This is a genomic window from Ferrigenium straubiae, assembly GCF_051257895.1.
GTDB classification, from domain to species: Bacteria; Pseudomonadota; Gammaproteobacteria; order Burkholderiales; family Gallionellaceae; genus Gallionella; species Gallionella straubiae.
In genome coordinates, this window is the sequence record NZ_CP194331.1 from 405,805 (window position 1) to 422,355 (window position 16,551).

At 54.4% G+C, this 16,551-nt stretch carries 12 protein-coding genes; 5 read left to right on the forward strand and 7 right to left on the reverse strand.

The window, feature by feature from the left end; genetic code table 11:
• The first annotated feature begins 22 nt into the window (after nt 1-22).
• The 5 genes from ACRRNM_RS01930 to ACRRNM_RS01950 all read left to right on the forward strand — a co-directional run bounded on the left by ACRRNM_RS01930 (nt 23) and on the right by ACRRNM_RS01950 (nt 6,180).
• Nucleotides 23-2,248 carry an NADP-dependent isocitrate dehydrogenase gene (locus ACRRNM_RS01930; RefSeq protein ID WP_435626566.1) on the forward strand — a complete coding sequence of 742 codons (2,226 nt, stop codon included), beginning with the start codon at nt 23-25 and terminating at the stop codon, nt 2,246-2,248.
• Nucleotides 2,249-2,352: 104 nt separating this feature from the next.
• Nucleotides 2,353-3,513: an ADP-forming succinate--CoA ligase subunit beta gene (gene sucC, locus ACRRNM_RS01935; RefSeq protein WP_435626567.1), complete on the forward strand. Its 1,161-nt coding sequence runs from the start codon at nt 2,353-2,355 to the stop codon at nt 3,511-3,513.
• Nucleotides 3,514-3,529: 16 nt separating this feature from the next.
• Nucleotides 3,530-4,411 carry a succinate--CoA ligase subunit alpha gene (gene sucD / locus ACRRNM_RS01940; RefSeq protein WP_435626568.1) on the forward strand — a complete coding sequence of 294 codons (882 nt, stop codon included), beginning with the start codon at nt 3,530-3,532 and terminating at the stop codon, nt 4,409-4,411.
• 586 nt (nt 4,412-4,997) lie between these two features.
• Nucleotides 4,998-5,792 carry a substrate-binding domain-containing protein gene (locus ACRRNM_RS01945; RefSeq protein ID WP_435626569.1) on the forward strand — a complete coding sequence of 265 codons (795 nt, stop codon included), beginning with the start codon at nt 4,998-5,000 and terminating at the stop codon, nt 5,790-5,792.
• 1 nt (nt 5,793) lies between these two features.
• Nucleotides 5,794-6,180, forward strand: a complete 387-nt coding sequence (locus tag ACRRNM_RS01950) for a c-type cytochrome (protein ID WP_435626570.1) — start codon at nt 5,794-5,796, stop codon at nt 6,178-6,180.
• Between the two features lie 156 nt (nt 6,181-6,336).
• On the opposite strand, the gene ACRRNM_RS01955 is transcribed toward ACRRNM_RS01950, so the two are convergent.
• From ACRRNM_RS01955 to ACRRNM_RS01985, 7 genes are all read right to left on the reverse strand, one after another.
• A complete protein-coding gene (locus tag ACRRNM_RS01955; RefSeq protein WP_435626571.1) occupies nt 6,337-7,983 on the reverse strand; it encodes a hypothetical protein in 1,647 nt (548 codons plus the stop codon).
• Nucleotides 7,984-8,313: 330 nt separating this feature from the next.
• A complete protein-coding gene (locus ACRRNM_RS01960; RefSeq protein WP_435626572.1) occupies nt 8,314-9,066 on the reverse strand; it encodes a metallophosphoesterase in 753 nt (250 codons plus the stop codon).
• Between the two features lie 76 nt (nt 9,067-9,142).
• Nucleotides 9,143-9,739 carry a hypothetical protein gene (locus ACRRNM_RS01965; RefSeq protein WP_435626573.1) on the reverse strand — a complete coding sequence of 199 codons (597 nt, stop codon included), beginning with the start codon at nt 9,737-9,739 and terminating at the stop codon, nt 9,143-9,145.
• A complete protein-coding gene (locus ACRRNM_RS01970) occupies nt 9,736-11,019 on the reverse strand; it encodes a Wadjet anti-phage system protein JetD domain-containing protein (RefSeq protein WP_435626574.1) in 1,284 nt (427 codons plus the stop codon). The genes ACRRNM_RS01965 and ACRRNM_RS01970 overlap by 4 nt, the downstream gene beginning before the upstream one ends.
• Entirely contained in the window at nt 11,016-14,423 is a 3,408-nt protein-coding gene (locus tag ACRRNM_RS01975; RefSeq protein ID WP_435626575.1) for an SbcC/MukB-like Walker B domain-containing protein, read from the reverse strand. Before ACRRNM_RS01975 ends, ACRRNM_RS01970 begins: the two co-directional genes overlap by 4 nt.
• A complete protein-coding gene (locus ACRRNM_RS01980; protein WP_435626576.1) occupies nt 14,410-15,066 on the reverse strand; it encodes a DUF4194 domain-containing protein in 657 nt (218 codons plus the stop codon). The genes ACRRNM_RS01975 and ACRRNM_RS01980 overlap by 14 nt, the downstream gene beginning before the upstream one ends.
• Nucleotides 15,056-16,489 carry a Wadjet anti-phage system protein JetA family protein gene (locus tag ACRRNM_RS01985; RefSeq protein WP_435626577.1) on the reverse strand — a complete coding sequence of 478 codons (1,434 nt, stop codon included), beginning with the start codon at nt 16,487-16,489 and terminating at the stop codon, nt 15,056-15,058. Before ACRRNM_RS01985 ends, ACRRNM_RS01980 begins: the two co-directional genes overlap by 11 nt.
• Nucleotides 16,490-16,551 lie beyond the last annotated feature (62 nt).

Sequence of the window (16,551 nt, forward strand, 5' to 3'; positions counted from 1 at the left end):
TTAACTTGAAGAGGAAAAAATCATGACGACACCAAAAATCATCTGGACGAAAATCGATGAGGCGCCGGCACTGGCGACCTACTCGCTGCTGCCCATCGTGCAGGCATTCACCAAGCCTGCCGGCATCGAAGTCGAGGCGCGGGACATCTCGCTCGCAGGCCGTATTATCGCGAACTTTCCCGAGAACCTGACCGATGCGCAACGCATTCCCGATGAACTCACGGCCTTGGGCGAACTCACGCTGAAGCCGGAGGCCAACATCATCAAGCTGCCGAACGTCAGCGCCTCGGTGCCGCAGCTCAAGGCGGCGATCAAGGAACTGCAATCGCATGGCTACAAGGTTCCGGACTATCCGGAAAACCCGCAGAACGACGCCGAGAAAGAGATCAAGACACGCTACGGCAAGATACTTGGTAGCGCAGTGAATCCTGTATTGCGCGAAGGTAACTCCGATCGCCGCGCCGCCCTGTCGGTAAAGAATTTTGCACGCAAGAACCCGCACCGCATGGGCAAATGGGCTCCTGACTCCAAGACCCACGTCGCGCACATGACCGGTGGCGATTTCTATGGCAGCGAAAAATCCGTTACCGTTTCCGAAGCCGGCCCAGTGCGTATCGAGTTCGTCAGCGCGGACGGCAAGACCACGGTGCTGAAGGAAAAAACCACGCTGAAGGCGGGCGAGGTGATCGATGCATCCGCGATGAACTGCCGCGCGTTGCGCAAGTTCTACGCGGAGCAGATCGAGGAAGCGAAGAAGGAGCCGAACGTGCTGCTGTCGCTGCACCTGAAAGCCACCATGATGAAGATATCCGATCCCATCATGTTCGGCCATGCCGTCACGGTGTACTTCAAGGACGTGTTCGACAAGCACGCCGCGACGCTGAAGGAGTTGAACGTCAACGTCAACAACGGCTTCGGCGACCTGCTGGCAAAAATTGCCACGCTGCCGGACGCCAAGCGTGCCGAGATCGAGGCCGACATCCAGGCCTGTTTCAAGAAACAGCCGCAACTGGCGATGGTGAATTCCGATAAGGGCATCACCAACCTGCACGTGCCTTCCGACGTGATTATCGACGCTTCCATGCCGCCGATGATCCGCGACGGCGGCAAGATGTGGGGCGCCGACGGCAAGCCGTACGATACCAAGGCGATGATCCCGGACCGCAACTACGCGGGCGTTTTCCAGGCCGTCATCGACGACTGCAAGAAGAACGGCGCGCTCGACCCGGTGACAATGGGCTCCGTGCCGAACGTCGGCCTGATGGCGCAGAAGGCCGAGGAATATGGCTCGCACGACAAGACCTTCGAGGCAACCGGCAACGGCACGATCCGCGTCGTTGACGCGGCGGGCAAGACGCTGCTGGAGCAGAAGGTCGAGCAGGGCGACATCTTCCGCATGTGCCAGACCAAGGATGCGCCGATCCAGGACTGGGTCAAGCTCGCGGTGACGCGCGCACGCCTGTCCAATACCCCGGCGATCTTCTGGCTCGACAAGAACCGCGCACACGATGCGCAGATCATCGCCAAGGTCGAGAAGTATCTCAAGGATCACGACACCAAGGGTCTCGACATCAGCATCATGGAACCGGCTGCTGCCTGCCGTGCCACGCTGGAGCGCGCCCGCAAAGGCCTGGACACGATTTCCGTCACCGGCAACGTGCTGCGCGATTACCTCACCGACCTGTTCCCGATCCTCGAGCTGAACACCAGCGCGAAAATGCTGTCCATCGTGCCGCTGATGAACGGCGGCGGCCTGTTCGAAACTGGGGCGGGCGGCTCGGCTCCGAAGCATGTCCAGCAGTTCCAGGAAGAAGGCTACCTGCGCTGGGATTCGCTCGGCGAATTCCTCGCGCTCGCGGTTTCGTTGGAGCATCTGGCGCAGACCTTCAAGAACGCGAAGGCGCAGGTGCTGGCGGACACGTTGGATCAGGCGAACGGCAAGATTCTGGACAACAACAAGTCGCCGGCGCGCAAGGTGGGCGAGATTGACAACCGCGGCAGCCACTTCTACCTCGCCCTGTACTGGGCGCAGGCCTTGGCTGCACAGACCAAGGACAAGGAGCTGCAGGCGAAGTTTGCCACGCTGGCCAAGGCGCTGACCGAGAACGAGGCGAAGATCAACGCCGAGCTGATCGGTGCCCAGGGCAAGCCGGTGGACATGGGCGGTTATTACCATCCCGACTTTGCCAAGACCTCTGAGGCGATGCGCCCCAGCGCGACCTTCAACGCAGCGCTGGCCGCTCTGTAAAACGGGAGGAGAGACGGGGGAAGAGGGAAGGGTGTGCAATTTACCCTTCCCGCTTTCACCTTCTTAACGTGTTTTCAAATCGACAACGAATTTAGGGAATTTCCATGAACTTGCATGAATATCAGGCCAAGCAGGTGCTGCGCAAATACGGCATTGCCACCCCGCGCGGCGTGGCGATAGACAGCGCTGGGCAGGCGGACGGCGCGATGGCGGAACTGGGCGGCAGCGCCTGGGTGGTGAAGGCGCAGATCCACGCCGGCGGGCGCGGCAAGGCCGGCGGCGTGAAGCTGGTGCGCTCGCCCGAGGCTGCGAAGGAAGCGGTGAACGCACTGCTCGGTAAAGTGCTGGTGACCTACCAGAACGCACCCGAAGGGCAGATGGTGTCGCGCCTGCTGATCGAGGAGACGCTGCCGATCAAGCGCGAGCTCTACATCAGCCTGACGGTTGATCGCGAGACCGAGCGCGTTGCGCTGGTCGCGTCGAGCGAGGGCGGCATGGAGATCGAGGAAGTCGCCGAACACTCCCCGGAAAAAATCCTCAAGGAATTCTGCGACCCGCTGCTCGGCCTGCAGGACTTCCAGTGCCGCGCGCTGGCCTTCGGCCTCGGTCTGGAAGGCACGCAGATCGGCGAATTCGGCAAACTCGCCAAGGGTCTCTACAAGCTGTTCATCGAGAACGACCTCGCGATGGCCGAGATCAACCCGCTGATCGTGACCGAGACGGGCAGCCTCGTGGCGCTCGACTGCAAGATCGGCGTGGACGACAACGCGGTGTTCCGCCACAAGGACCTCGCCGCGATGAACGACAACAGCCAGATCGATCCGAAGGAAGTCGCCGCGAAGGAATGCGAGATCAGCTACATCGCGCTGTCCGGCAACATCGGCTGCATGGTGAACGGCGCAGGCCTCGCGATGGCGACCATGGACCTCGTCAAGCTGCACGGCGGCCAGCCCGCCAACTTCCTCGACGTCGGCGGCGGCGCCACGGCGGAAGTAGTGGCCAAGGCGTTCAAGATCATCCTCTCCGACAGCAACGTCAAGGCGGTACTGGTCAACATCTTCGGCGGCATCATGCGCTGCGACATCATCGCCGAGGGCATCATCGCCGCGGTCAAGGACGTCGGCGTCAAGGTGCCGGTGATCGTGCGCCTCGAAGGCACCAACGTCGAGCTCGGGCAGAAGATGCTGGCCGAGAGCGGCGTCGGCGTGATCTCCGCAACCGACATGACCGATGCGGCCAAGCGTGCCGTCGCGGCGGTCCAGTGATACAGGAAAAGACATCATGAGCGTTCTCGTAAACAAAAATACCAAGGTCCTGTGCCAGGGCTTCACCGGCAAGCACGGTACTTTCCACTCCGAACAGGCGATCGCCTATGGCACCCAAATGGTCGGCGGCGTGACGCCGGGCAAGGGCGGCCAGACGCACCTCGGCCTGCCGATCTTCAACACCATGCGCGACGCGGTGCGCGAGACCGGGGCGGATGCCACGATGATCTATGTGCCGCCCGGCTTCGCCGCCGACGGCATCATGGAAGCGGCCGATGCGGGCGTGAAGGTCATCGTCTGCATCACCGAGGGCATTCCCGTACTGGACATGCTGAATGCCAAGGCGGCGCTCAAGGCCAATGACGCGATCCTGATCGGCCCGAACTGCCCCGGCGTGATTACCCCGGGCGAGTGCAAGATCGGCATCATGCCGGGCTTCATCCACAAGAAGGGCAAGGTCGGCGTGGTGTCGCGCTCCGGCACGCTCACCTACGAAGCCGTGTTCCAGACCACCCGCCTCGGCCTCGGCCAGTCCACCTGCATCGGCATCGGCGGCGACCCGATCAAGGGGCTGGATTTCATCGATTGCCTGGAGATGTTCCAGAACGACCCCGCGACCGAGGCGATCATCATGGTCGGCGAGATCGGCGGCAACCGCGAAGAAGCGGCGGCGGAATACATCAAGGCGCACGTCACCAAGCCGGTAGCCGGCTATATCGCCGGACAGACCGCGCCCAAGGGCAAGCGCATGGGCCATGCCGGTGCGATCATCGCCGGTGGCAAGGGCTTGGCATCGGACAAGATCGCCGCACTCGAAGCGGCCGGCGTGGTGGTGTCAAAATCGCCTGCAGGCCTGGGCGAAGCGGTGGCCGAGGCGATTGCCAGAAAAGCCAGGTAGTGGCACAGGGCACGGCTTCCTCCTTGCGGGGGAAGCCGGACTCTTCCCAATCAAAGGGGCGCGATTCATCGCGCCCCTTTGTTTTCCTGTTCCTGCCGGTCAGCACAGGAAATACCTGCCATATGCCTTTACCGAATACGGTGTGCTGATGCTGGGCAATGTGCTCAAGTTTGAGCGCGCGGTCGAACTCCTGATCTCCTCATATTCCCGACAAAATCTCCTCCCTGTCTGCTAGACTTCGCCCCGCTGTCGCAGTGGTTTCCGGTTGGTTCGCCGTAACGCCGTTTTTGTCTTCCTGTGGGAGGCGACGGGTCTGACGGCCAGCGTGAAGCTGACCCGATTCTGCCGCGGCGGAATGTACCGTATCAAAGCGCTGCCAGTGCGCAGGTCTGCAGATCATCGAGGTGCGAGCTCCCGCCGTTTTCCGCCCACTACGCATTAGTGGCCAGCGGAGCTTTCCATTGCGCCAATTCCTTCCGGAATTCCGCGTGCGCGTTCCCTCATGCCTGTCTTTCCTTCCGCGATTTCTGGCCATGCCTTTTTGTGTCGGCTGGGATCGGGATAAGTTTTTTAAACAGGGATGATTATGAAAAAGTTTATATTTGCTGCGACGCTGTTTTTGTCGGTCGTGCCCGCGCAGGGCGTGATGGCCGCAGAGGCCGTTACCATCATGGGTGACCCCTGCACGGTGCCTTTGGCTAAAAAACTCGGAGCGGCATTTGCCAGGAAGACCGGGAAGAGCGTGGAAGTTCAGGGATCATCCTGCGGCTCGGGCATTTACAAGGCCAGCCATGGGGAAGTCGATATCGGGGTGAGCACCCATGAGGTGGTGCTTGAGTATCTTCCTGTGGGGACCCGCAATACCGTCATTGCGAGGGCGCCGACGGTAGTGGTGGTCAACCGGAGCAACCCCGTCAATGACCTGAAGCTGCAGCAGCTCAAGGATATCCTCGCCGGCAAGATCAAGAACTGGAAAGAGGTCGGCGGCAGCGACCTCGAAATAAAAAATGTCCTCCTGCAACCCTGCACGACCACGATTTTTGCCAAGAGGACAGCCCCATTCGGCAAGGACATCAAGCGGCTGGCGCCCGAGAAGCCGGGCGACCCCGTGGAGGGAACCAACAAGCTGGTCGAGGCAAACGAAGGAGCCATGGGGCTGCAGATTTACGGCTACGAAAGCGCCAACGTGAAGGTGCTGACGATAGACGGGAACCTGCCGGACGGCAAAACCTTCCCCTCGAAGTACGATTTCTACCAGAACTACAACGTTGTCACGGGGAAAGATGCGAACGGCGACGCCAGGGCCTTCGTCGATTTTGCCCTGAGCCTGGAAGGGCAGGAGATCGTGGAGTCGCTGAAACACATAAGGGTGAAAAACTAGTATGAAAAAAGTCGTTGCCACCTTATTGCTGCTGTGCGGCGCGGCCGGCGCGCAGGCCTCTTCCTTTGCGGACAGCGACGTGTGTCCGCCGATAGTGTCGTCCGCGCCGCAGGCGAGCTTCGTTGTGGATTTTTCGGGTGGAGACCCCGAGGCCGGGGCGAGGCTGTTCGACGAGTATAAGTGCAGCGGTTGCCACATCGACAAGGTGGGCGGGGATGGCAGCGCGATCTTCACGCGTCCCGACCGTATGGCGACCAAACCGGAGGAGCTGGTCAAACAGATGACCCAGTGCTCCGGCATCCTCGGCAAGACGCTCACCCCGCAGGAGCAGCAGCACCTCGGCGCGTATCTCGACCGGCGTTACTACAGGTTCGGGCAATCGAAGTAGGGCTGCGGCCACCCTCTGATGGAACAACTAGCCATTCGACTAAGCCCGCAAAGCGGGCAAGTCGATGGTTATCTCGCACGCGGGAGAGGGGATGCCTGCTTCCCTCTCACACTTGTGGGAGAGGGGTAGGGGAGAGGGCGAGTGTCTGGTATCCAATCACGACGCGCGCGCAGGATTGAGCCACTCGAAGCTCACCCGCTCGTAGTCCTCGCCCTCGGCCAGCAGGCCGGTGAGTTTGATGTCGCGGCTCTTCTCTCCCATCATCATTTCGAAGATGTGGTCCGGCGCGTAGCTGCCGGATGCCATGAGCATGGTGGCGTGCGCGTAGGAGTTGTTGGCGTCGGGCAGCAGGATGACGGGCAGGTAGTCGTACTCGAATGAGCCGGAGCTGCTCTCCCAGTTGGAGACCCTTTCGACGCCCTTGCCGAGCGCGCGCAGCCACACGGCCAGGGGTTTCTTGGCGAGGATTTCGATCCCTACATGCACGACCCCCTTGGCGTCGGTGTGAAAGCGCCGGATCATGCCGACCCACCATAGCGGGCCGTTTTGCGACTTGAGGCCGCAGAGCGCGCCGATCTTCACCCACGCGCCGGCGTTCTTCGGCAGGATGCCGCCGATCCCGTCGACGCTGATGTCCGAGACGGTCCAGGATTCGGCGCTGTACTGGATGTCCTCGACCTCGGCGAGGCCGATGTTCGAGCGCTCCTTCAGCGCGGCAGCATCCTTTTCGGAAAGGTTGGCCATGCGGTCGATGTCGATGCGCGTGACGAGCTGGCTGACCGCCCTGAAGTCGTGCACCACCCCGATGACGGCACTGATGCCCTTGCGTTCCTGGTGCCGGTGCGGGTGGTCCTTACCCCAGTAGAGTTGCAGGTGCTTGAGCACGGTGAGCTTGCCCTGCGGCGTGAACTCGCTGCCGAAGCGCATCTCCTGCTGGATCAGGCCGTGCTCGTTCTGCTCGATGATGCCCTCCAGCTTGGGAACCGCCCTGAGCGCCCCGAAGAAGCGCATGTCCGGCGTCGCCCGGAGCTTGTCGTCGACATGGCCGGGAGCGCCGGGTCTGGCGAGGTCGATGAAATGCATGCAGTCGGGGTCGGGCTCCGGCTTTAAATCGAAGGAGCTCACGAGGCGCCCGGCGATGCGGTAGCTGACCTCGATCTGGTCCGGCGCGAGCGTGTCGGGGGAGGATACATGGAGCATCAGCGCGCGCAGTAGCTCGCGCTGCGGGCTGGTGTGGATGGTCTGCCCGGCATAGGCGCGGGTCATTGTTTCGGCAACCTGGTTGGCCTCGGCGAAGCGGTAGCCACTGCACAACCGGTCCCAGACCGGCTGCTCGATATCCACGTAGCGCATCAGTTCCAGCTTCATCTGCTCGGCGACGGCGCGCAGCAGCCGGATGCAGACAACCGGCAGATTTTCCCTCATGTCCCAGGGCTTCTTCTCCGCCTGCTCGTAGCCGGAAAGGCACACGGCGTAGGCTTCGGCGAGAGCCTTCACGAAACCGTGGATTCCCTGCCACTGGTGCAGACCCTGGAAGTCCTGCAGATGCGGTGTGGCGAGGTACTGGCGCAGCAGCTCGGCGTACCGCGGTTGCCCAGTCTCGTCCAGCAGCATGACGATTTCGGTGCGGATTTCGGTGCGGAAGTCGGGAGTGTCCTTGACCGAGGCGAGCCAGGAGGTGACTTCGTCCAGAGCCTTGAAGTCGTCGTCCTTGGGCAGGCCAGCGAGCAGCTTCCTCGCTTCCTGAACGTCGAACATGGGGTGGTCTGGCCTCCCCTCGAAGATGCCGTGCAGAGAAAACATGATCCGGTTAGACCTCCAATTTGATGAAGCCTGGATGATGCGTGGAAAGCCTGCGGCAAAGCCGAATGCCGCGTGGACGATGATAGCGGAACGGCCGCTTTTAGATAAGGTGCGCGTGTCCCGCGAACCATAACATTTACCGCCCTTGGAATCGTAATCTTGCCTCCAAATGAGTTTTTACAGCGTCTTTGGGATTTCAGGCATGTCGCCCCAGAAGTATAACTTTGCCGAACGTCCCATTTTGGTAACAAAACCTTGCCAACGTACGAACAAGACGCGAATCAGTTCAGATTAACGTCGCCGCGAAAATTCGCCCCATCACCGCCTTGCTCATATTTCGATTATTAATCCGGGCTTGAAATCAAAGTTTTCTTGGCAGTTGTAAGTCACATATCCACGCGGATTGCAGATTACGCGAGTGCCGTTCACTTCATAGTCCAGGTTGTCATGGGTGTGGCCATGTACCCATAGATTCATCTTGCCAAACAGGTAATCCAACTCGGACGCGAAGCAGGCGGACAACAGGGCATCCTTGAAACGATCCACCACCGATTGCCTGCTTGGCAGGTGATGCGTCACCACAACCGTTTTACCATCGAAAGGTTCATCCAGCTTGGTCTTAAGCCACGCCAGCGACTGCTTGTGAAGCTCAATGGATCGTGCAGGGGTGAAGAGTGTTTTTTCGCCCTCCCGAATTACACGGAAATCATTCAAGCATAACTGCCCGTCACTCATCGCCGTGCTTTTCTTCGCCTCGCCGAACAACAGAAAATCTGTCCACAAGGTGCAGCCCAGGAAGCGCACATTGCCGATTACCAGCTCATCTTCATCGAGAAAATGCACGCCGTTTTTTTGTGCCGCAATCCGCATTCCAGCCAGAGTCTCAGGGCGGCGGTAGCCATAAAATTCATGGTTGCCTGGCACGTACACAATTTCCTTGTTTGGGAATGCCTCACACGCCCAATCAAAACCATTGCTGTCCTTGCCGACGTCGCCAGCCAAGATGATTATGTCTGCATCCGTTGCTGGTGGCTCGAACGTCGAAAATTCAAGGTGTAAATCGCTCAGGATATGTAGTTTCATCAATGTTCAATCAGCGAACTTTTAAACAAACAACAGCCGCCCATAAATGTTCGCCTTTCTGAAGAGCAGGCCATCATTACTCGAAATTGAAGCTGCTATACAGCGTAGCTTTTTCTTCGATTGTTGGCATATGTGGGATGATTAAGAATTTGGTGCCAGAGACTCCTTGAGTAAGCTCGATAAAGCGCTTTGTCATTCGGAGCGGGTCAGCAAAATATGATAACTCATGCTCTACGAAAAATTGTTGAGCATAATAGGCAGGATATGGATAAGTGGCACAGATGGCCGCTAATATATCAGGACCTACATCGATGATTTCACGCCCACCACCGCGCGATTTAAATACTTTAATGGTCTCTTCTTCACTTAGACAGTAGGCGATGGCATCAAGCTTGTGTAGTTCATGGAGTTTAGGATTTTTGGTGCTCAAGGCTCCAGGATCGTATCTTCCAAAAAGAGTATCGCCACTTCTAATGATCGCAACAGAATCAGTTGCATACATTGCCTCCAACTTTTTGTTGGAGGCAATTCGTGCAGCAGTGGTTTTTCCATACCCCTGAATCATCCAATTGTGATTGTTGATCAGGAATAGGTCTGCATAATAGATATTTTCAGGAGTATCTGAGCGGACGAGATGACTAAGTGGATGGTCCGGCGGAAAAGTGTTGTTCATTCAGTACCCTCAAGGACGTGAGTGTGAGTGGATGACTTGTCCATCGGAATACAGTTGGAGTCGGGCCATTCCACAGGCAATGACTCCTGTTCGATTGCCACTTTATTTTGAGATGCCCACTGGTTCTCAAGTATCCATCCCCATTTTTCGCAAATTTTCTCAATAGAGATCACCTCATGCTCGGTTAGTTCTCGACGGATGGCTTCGTCACCCTGCAACTTTTCACAAGTCAACTGCATTTTGTGAAGCTGTAGAGTTTTCCCTTCCTCTAAGCAGCACTGGGCGAGATGGCTGGCAATTCGGAACCCTCCGGCATCGATATCACCCCAGTGGAAAACAGAAGCCTTGGGGGGTAGCGATTTCAACAGTAGCTTGTAGATTCGCTTCCACGATGGGCTTGGCATACCTCCAGTGTAAAGCAATATTTTATTTTTCCTAGATTCTGTAATTGCCGCCATTTCGTGAAACGTGGTCAGATTCTCCACTGTCAGGAGAACAATACAATTTTCTGATATGGCAAATCCGCTTATGGCCTCCGGGGACATTCCTAAGTATGGGCGAACAATCTCGATTTCGGCATGTTCACCACAAAACTCGCTCAGTACCCTTATGCTTCCAGCAATAAGAAGGGTCGGGGGGAATTTGATGAGTCCGATTTCGCCAAATACTTCTTCTGGACTACGTTGTGGAGCGCGCAGGTCTCCCTGTAGTAGGGCATCGATCAAATACCAGAGGCCTTCAACACGCTTGCTATCGAATGTCAGCATCGTACTAAGTCGCCTGACTGGAACATCTAGGCTATTACTTTCCATGCAATACTTAACTACTCGTATGGAATCGATCCAGTCATTTATATCTGCCGTTGATGTGCCGCGTGGCTTCATGCCTCGGCGCCACAAGTCGATTACTTCCCGTAGTAGCGGAAATTGGTCAAAATATTCCGATAGCTTGCTTTGGGCATCAGACACGGCATCCCAACGAGGAACCACTCCTAAAAATTTTGCCAATTTGGCAGGATCGAGCAAGGTGAGGCGTTCTATTTGCCGCTTCTCACCGGCTTGGCGCTCCCAGTCTATCTTGATTACCCCATCGCGCTCAGCAAGCTCAAGTTCACCATGGCATGCCAACCTCGTCGCATGGGTTTCCAGTGCTAGGTAACGCGGAAATGATTTGTCCGATAATTTTATGGTGATAGACCGCCCAGTCTGCTCTTTGGCTGAAGCGTTCTCTGCGCTTCGAAGCAGTTTTTCTAGTGCCAGTCGCGCGACCGTACTCATCATTGCAAGCTAAGCTGCTCAACCATTTTTTCAACCAGAGCAGGGTTTCGTTCCGGCATATCGCTTTCCATCAGTTTTTTTGCCTTCTCCTTAATCACTGTCTCTTCAAAGAATACATCTGCTCCATACCGATCTAAATCGTAGTAGGAGTCCAGTATTGGAGTTAGCTTTCCAACATCGGCATCAGGTGCTGCCATTAATAACTGCAATCCCAGAGATTGCAAGAATTTCGCGGTCACAAAAGTATTCAGCGCATCAAATCCATGGAAGGCCTCATCGATGAGCATTAATGGAGCACCATCATATGGTTCGTTGGATTTAAGCCGGTAGGCATTGGCCAATGATGCCCCTGCAATAACATAGAACGGAACCAAATGCTCCCCATTGGAGCCAACGCCTAGCCGTTTGCTCAATGTGTCTGCTGGCTTCCCTCCGACCCATATTTCCAGATCAAAATTGAACAAGAGTCTGTAATCCTCTAGCGGATTATTTGCCTTGCCCTCACCGGTTTCGCAAGCATCCAGGAAGTTCAATAAGGTTCGTTGCACATCGTCTGCTGCCTCGAATAGGGGAGCTGTGCCGGTATCCACAAAGGCGCTACTAAGGATTAGGTCATAAAGCCCCTTGTATGCAAGGGCGGGCTTAGCTACGAACTTGTATTTCTCGCCACCTGTAAATTCTGGGCAGTCTTCTAGTACCTTATTCAGGTCGTTTATGTCATGCTCCACACGTTTGATGGCTTCACGCATCCGATAAGCTACATCTGCCCTGAACGACTGGTTAGCCGCATCCCTTGCGGTTTCTGCTTCGTTCTGATAATCGGCAAGCGTTGAACTCGTGAGCTTTTGTACGTGGCTTTTGACCCACGTCGAGGCTTTGCGCCAGTCACTTCGCTCATCAACTAGATTGATCGACATTTCATTTATGTAAGAGGTAAATTCAGAGCGCGCACTCGATTCTGCACTTATCAAGCGCTTGTTTGCAGTATCTTGCTCATTCACAAGATACTGTAAAGCTACTTCTGGCCTATCCGTTTCAGCAAGACTTAATGCACGTTCATACATCATGACTGCACGCTCACTGTCATAATCAATATCATTGCAGGCATTGAGGTGGAGATTTTGAATTCTCTTGAGTGCAGTACTGGCATGCTCCAGTGCTTCTTTTTTTATGTCTAATTCCTGCTTCTTTTTAACACTCCTCTCAAAGGCAGTCATCCTTTCTGATTTGGCATCTTCTGCTGCCTGCTTCGCCGCCGCTACGCGTTCCTTAAGCTTTAAGAGATAATCCGGTAATGCGGCGTCGTCTATTTCCTCTGTAGTGCTTAACTTGGCTTTGGCGGAATCAAATTCAGACAGGGCCAAGTTGTACTGCTCGAGGGTTATGTTCTTCAGGGCGCGACGAAGCTTCTCATCAGCATCTTTGCTTAGATCAAACAGCTTCTTGGTTTTTTCCACATCTGTGTTGGCGACTATTACTCCCTCTCTGAGCAATTCTTTGTCAGCGTTAGATACTTGGACTCCAAGCGCCCATCGTTCTGGCGAAATCAGCTTGATGCGACGAGTCCCTCCATTTGCACTAAGCATTCCGTCAACTGTTAATGCCCGGTCATGGTCTCTTAGCTCGTCCTCGGTTTGAACTTGTCGCATACGCCCAAGTATTCTGCGTAAATATGTCAGTGCAACCGGATCCTCACTATTTAGTAATGCTGCGACAGACTGTAAATCAACTTCCCGTCCCATATCGTTCTTTAAGTGTGCGGGCTGCACGACGGTTACGTCATATAGTGGTATGTTGAGCTTTCGCAATAAACGCACGGCATCATTTTCCAAGCCGGGTTTTACTACTATGGCGGAGCGGTTTTTGCCTAGGAAGGATTCAATAGCGGGCTGCCATCTGATGTCCTTTACCTTAACCAAGCTAGCTACCGTCCGGCTTTCAATGCCGTTTTCGCTGAATAAAGCCATTGCAATTGCGACATCCTCGTCCAAAATACGCATGCCCTGATCAGCTGCCTTAACCTTTTCGATGGCGGCCTTCAGCTTGCTTTCAGCTTCTTGATGAGACTCGCTATTCTTTTTATGTGCGTCTAGGATCGTCTCTTTAGATGATGCCAAGATACCTAATACCTCTTTGAGCTCCAGTAAAGAAGGATATTTACCAGCCGCAGCCTGATCATCCCATGCTCGGGAGAGCTTCCTTATGATATCTGCCTCTTCTTTTTCGCACTGCTTGAGTAATTCTGCCACGGCCCCCAATGCATCGCGAACATCTAGAATTAAGCGCGCGACAGCTTTGTTTTTCTCATCAAGAGTGGCCTGATATGCCGTGCGGAGTTTGCGAGTCTCTTCTGGCGCTTTGGATGCAGGATTGGCGTTGTACTCAAGGAAGAGTTCTTGAGAAATGGCCTCATGAGCTTTTTCTGTGCCCGCCATAGCCTCTAGTGAGGTATCCAGTTCACCAATTTCTGACTCCAATTCATATATGGACTGGTTTAGATATGCAACTTTGTTGTCCTCATTCTCCATTTGTAGTTGCAGCCTGACTGCATCAGCAATTGAGCGTGTGCGGTAGAGATTTGCAACTAAGTTAAACTTGGTATCAATGTCGTTTAACTGAACGATTTGCTTCTTTATTTCCTCGATTTGCCTAACCAGTTCCCGAACAGTCCTGATGTGCTTTAATGTCCCTTGTTTGTCGATAGGTTGTGCATCCACAAGGTAGCCGCGCAGATAGTCATTTACGCTAGTGATATCTTTAAGCTTTAGGCTTTGCGCTAGTGCGCGCAGGAACTTGGCACGATCAATTGTCCGCCCCTTATGCTGTAAAGCGTGCAATAGCTCATCAAGATATGTTTCCGGTTTTGTCGTAATTGTTGGCGTCCGGCCTGCCTGTTTGGAAAGTCTTCGTACCAATGCATCGAAGGTCTGCCAATCAAGAGGAGCTTTGTCCTCATCCCCCAGTGCGCCTAGGTGGTCATCTAGTTTGAGTTTTACTCCCGGTAGAATGTAGAGGCCAAGTGTTCTGTGAGAACTCTCAGTAACCAACGAATGAATGCATATACCGGCACTCACGCAATCCTCAGGGTTATCTCCTTCAAATACCATCGTAATGTACGATAACGCCTCGTCACGCTTTCTCGAGATTACTCCTCGGTCGCCGGTTCCAGAACGCATCATGCCAAGGGCATAGTCCCTGACTGAGCGGTGATCTTTGTGCACTGACTGGGTGTTAAAGTGCATGTGGTTACCATGACCGCCAACAAGAGCAACCTGTATGGCGTCGACTACTGAAGTTTTGCCGGCTCCATTGGGGCCTAGGAAGGCTGTTCCGCCAGCTCTCAGATTGAAAGTTTCATATTCCCAGAATGAATACTGCACTAAATGAAGTGAACTAAGCGTTTTCATCTGTTGCCTCCTCGTGTTCGGACTCTCCATCAGTAGCAGGTATCTGCTGTATCAACTCTGATTTAAGTTGGGCACCAAAGCGATTGATGGCATGCTCACTTAAAATATCCGCGATGGCAGGGAGGATGGTTATGGCGAATGGCTGCGGATCGCCATCCGGTGTGTCTTGCATTTTGGCGAGCCCCTTTTTTGATGCTGCCCTTACTAGTCCTCGAATAATATTCCCTTTGGCTTCCAGCTCTTTTCCGGTCATTGATCTGTAAGTCGAAATCAGCTCATCGATACTGATAACAGCATCGCCTTCATTGGTAAGATCTCCAACGCTTCCTTTCATATGGTAGAGCTGGCGCAACACCAATAGGAAATAGGTTTCTTGGGTATCGAGCGGAGTGTCCTTGACGGTTTCAGGAACAACGTAGCAATACTCTAATCTGTCGTTAAACCTGAGTCTCAATCCCATGAGGGAAACTGCCTCTTCAAAATCATCTCGGTATTCCGAGATGATCCTGTAGGACGTGGCATGGTTATGCTGCCTTGAATATAGGCACTGGTGAGACACCAATTGATACATAGCCTGCTTGAAATTGTCTGGGATATAAATCCCATTCGTGCGATCTGCAATTGAGCTCCAATTACTTGGCATCTTTGATCCTCCTTGTGATCTTAAAATGCGGGGTATTGAAATAAACGCCATCAACGCGGGGTTCGTTAGTCAGTTCTGCATCAAAGCCAAGATTGTGCATCAATGGATTCTTCGATACCGATGAGGGGCGCTTGGTTATAGCGCTTGCAAACCGGAGAAGGACGAGATATGCAACTGCATCCTCGACTGTCTTAATTGGGAGGTTCTCGGCAGTAATGGTTTCTCCCGGCTTGATATGTGTTTCTATATATCGCTTCATGGCCGCAGGGCTTGTCTGTCGATGTTGGAGCATGGCTTTGCGCAATAGACGCTTGGCTTTTTCATGTACCGTCATCTCTCGTTTCTTTAGTGCAGTCCGCACGGGCTTGGGCGGTGGGGAGGCAGGCATTCTCAGCCGCTCCTCGCTAAACAATGGATCAGGGCTAAGCAATTTGCCATGTAGCGGAATTTCCCGTTCCTCTGCCTTGATTACTGCATTGATCGTATCCGCAATGACTTCCTCAATGCGTTCGGAGGCTTTTAAGCGATAACCCATGTAGGCAATCGCCCGTTGCGTTGCGCTGTCGACAACCTGATCCATGCGCTCCAGGAATTTCTCTACATCTAGCAACTTTCTGAATCGTCGCACGTCCCGCTCAAGGCTTTCCTCCTCCTCGCCAGAAATAGCTCCAGGTAGCTCCGCATAACCTGACAATAGGGCCATTCGTGAGCCTTCATTAGTGGTTAGCTCACTTACCATTTCTATAATTTCATAGCGCAGGCGCAAGGGGTGATTCTCCGTGCGAAGCTGCTTGAAGTCGCGGACATACAACTCGCCAATATGCTCGCTGAAAAATCGGCGCACGAAATTTGGAGTGGTATCTTCCTGGATTAATTCTTTCATGAGATCACGAGCCCGAAGGGTGGTGGCGCTAAGAGAGTTAATGAGCTGCGCGGAAAGGTGGGCAGCGCTTGCAAAACCGCTGGCCTGGGCTTTAGGGTCCTGTATTGCTCCTTTAAGCTGGTTGTAAATGAGCAGGATATTTCCCCCCAGAAGTTGGGGACCTTCATTGGTAAATTGGCGAAGTAGGTCGAACAGGTGCGCAACCGATGGTCGCATGCTGACAAAATTTTTCAGGCCAACACTTTCTTCGATTAACCAACCAGTCTCAACCAAACGGTTAAGCAGCTGGTTGGCTTGGATGACTAGGGGGGTTGCAAGTGGAGAAGCTTCTTCCGACTCGTTTTCCCAGCCTGCATCTAACAAGAATCGTTCGATTTCTTTTATGACCTTTTCATGCAAATAGCCCTCAGCGTAGTCTGGAACTGCATCGGGGCCGAAATACTGGTCATAAAGACGGACAATCAGATTCCATGCACGCCGGTTATTCTTCCCCGTGAGTGCACTGAAAAGCCCTATTGGAATGCGATCGAATAGATTCATGGTCATCCTTCGAGGTAATTTATACTCCAATATAACTTAACTTGCAATATAAATTATTCTGG

What these genes read in the sequence shown, in the direction of transcription:
- ACRRNM_RS01930 (WP_435626566.1), top strand. Translation starts at nt 23, where the DNA reads ATGACGACACCAAAAATCATCTGGACGAAAATCGATGAGGCGCCGGCA.
- ACRRNM_RS01965 (WP_435626573.1), bottom strand. Translation starts at nt 9,739, where the DNA reads ATGAACAACACTTTTCCGCCGGACCATCCACTTAGTCATCTCGTCCGC.
- ACRRNM_RS01985 (WP_435626577.1), bottom strand. Translation starts at nt 16,489, where the DNA reads ATGAATCTATTCGATCGCATTCCAATAGGGCTTTTCAGTGCACTCACG.
- ACRRNM_RS01980 (WP_435626576.1), bottom strand. Translation starts at nt 15,066, where the DNA reads ATGCCAAGTAATTGGAGCTCAATTGCAGATCGCACGAATGGGATTTAT.
- ACRRNM_RS01975 (WP_435626575.1), bottom strand. Translation starts at nt 14,423, where the DNA reads ATGAAAACGCTTAGTTCACTTCATTTAGTGCAGTATTCATTCTGGGAA.
- sucD (WP_435626568.1), top strand. Translation starts at nt 3,530, where the DNA reads ATGAGCGTTCTCGTAAACAAAAATACCAAGGTCCTGTGCCAGGGCTTC.
- ACRRNM_RS01950 (WP_435626570.1), top strand. Translation starts at nt 5,794, where the DNA reads ATGAAAAAAGTCGTTGCCACCTTATTGCTGCTGTGCGGCGCGGCCGGC.
- sucC (WP_435626567.1), top strand. Translation starts at nt 2,353, where the DNA reads ATGAACTTGCATGAATATCAGGCCAAGCAGGTGCTGCGCAAATACGGC.
- ACRRNM_RS01945 (WP_435626569.1), top strand. Translation starts at nt 4,998, where the DNA reads ATGAAAAAGTTTATATTTGCTGCGACGCTGTTTTTGTCGGTCGTGCCC.
- ACRRNM_RS01960 (WP_435626572.1), bottom strand. Translation starts at nt 9,066, where the DNA reads ATGAAACTACATATCCTGAGCGATTTACACCTTGAATTTTCGACGTTC.
- ACRRNM_RS01970 (WP_435626574.1), bottom strand. Translation starts at nt 11,019, where the DNA reads ATGATGAGTACGGTCGCGCGACTGGCACTAGAAAAACTGCTTCGAAGC.
- ACRRNM_RS01955 (WP_435626571.1), bottom strand. Translation starts at nt 7,983, where the DNA reads ATGTTTTCTCTGCACGGCATCTTCGAGGGGAGGCCAGACCACCCCATG.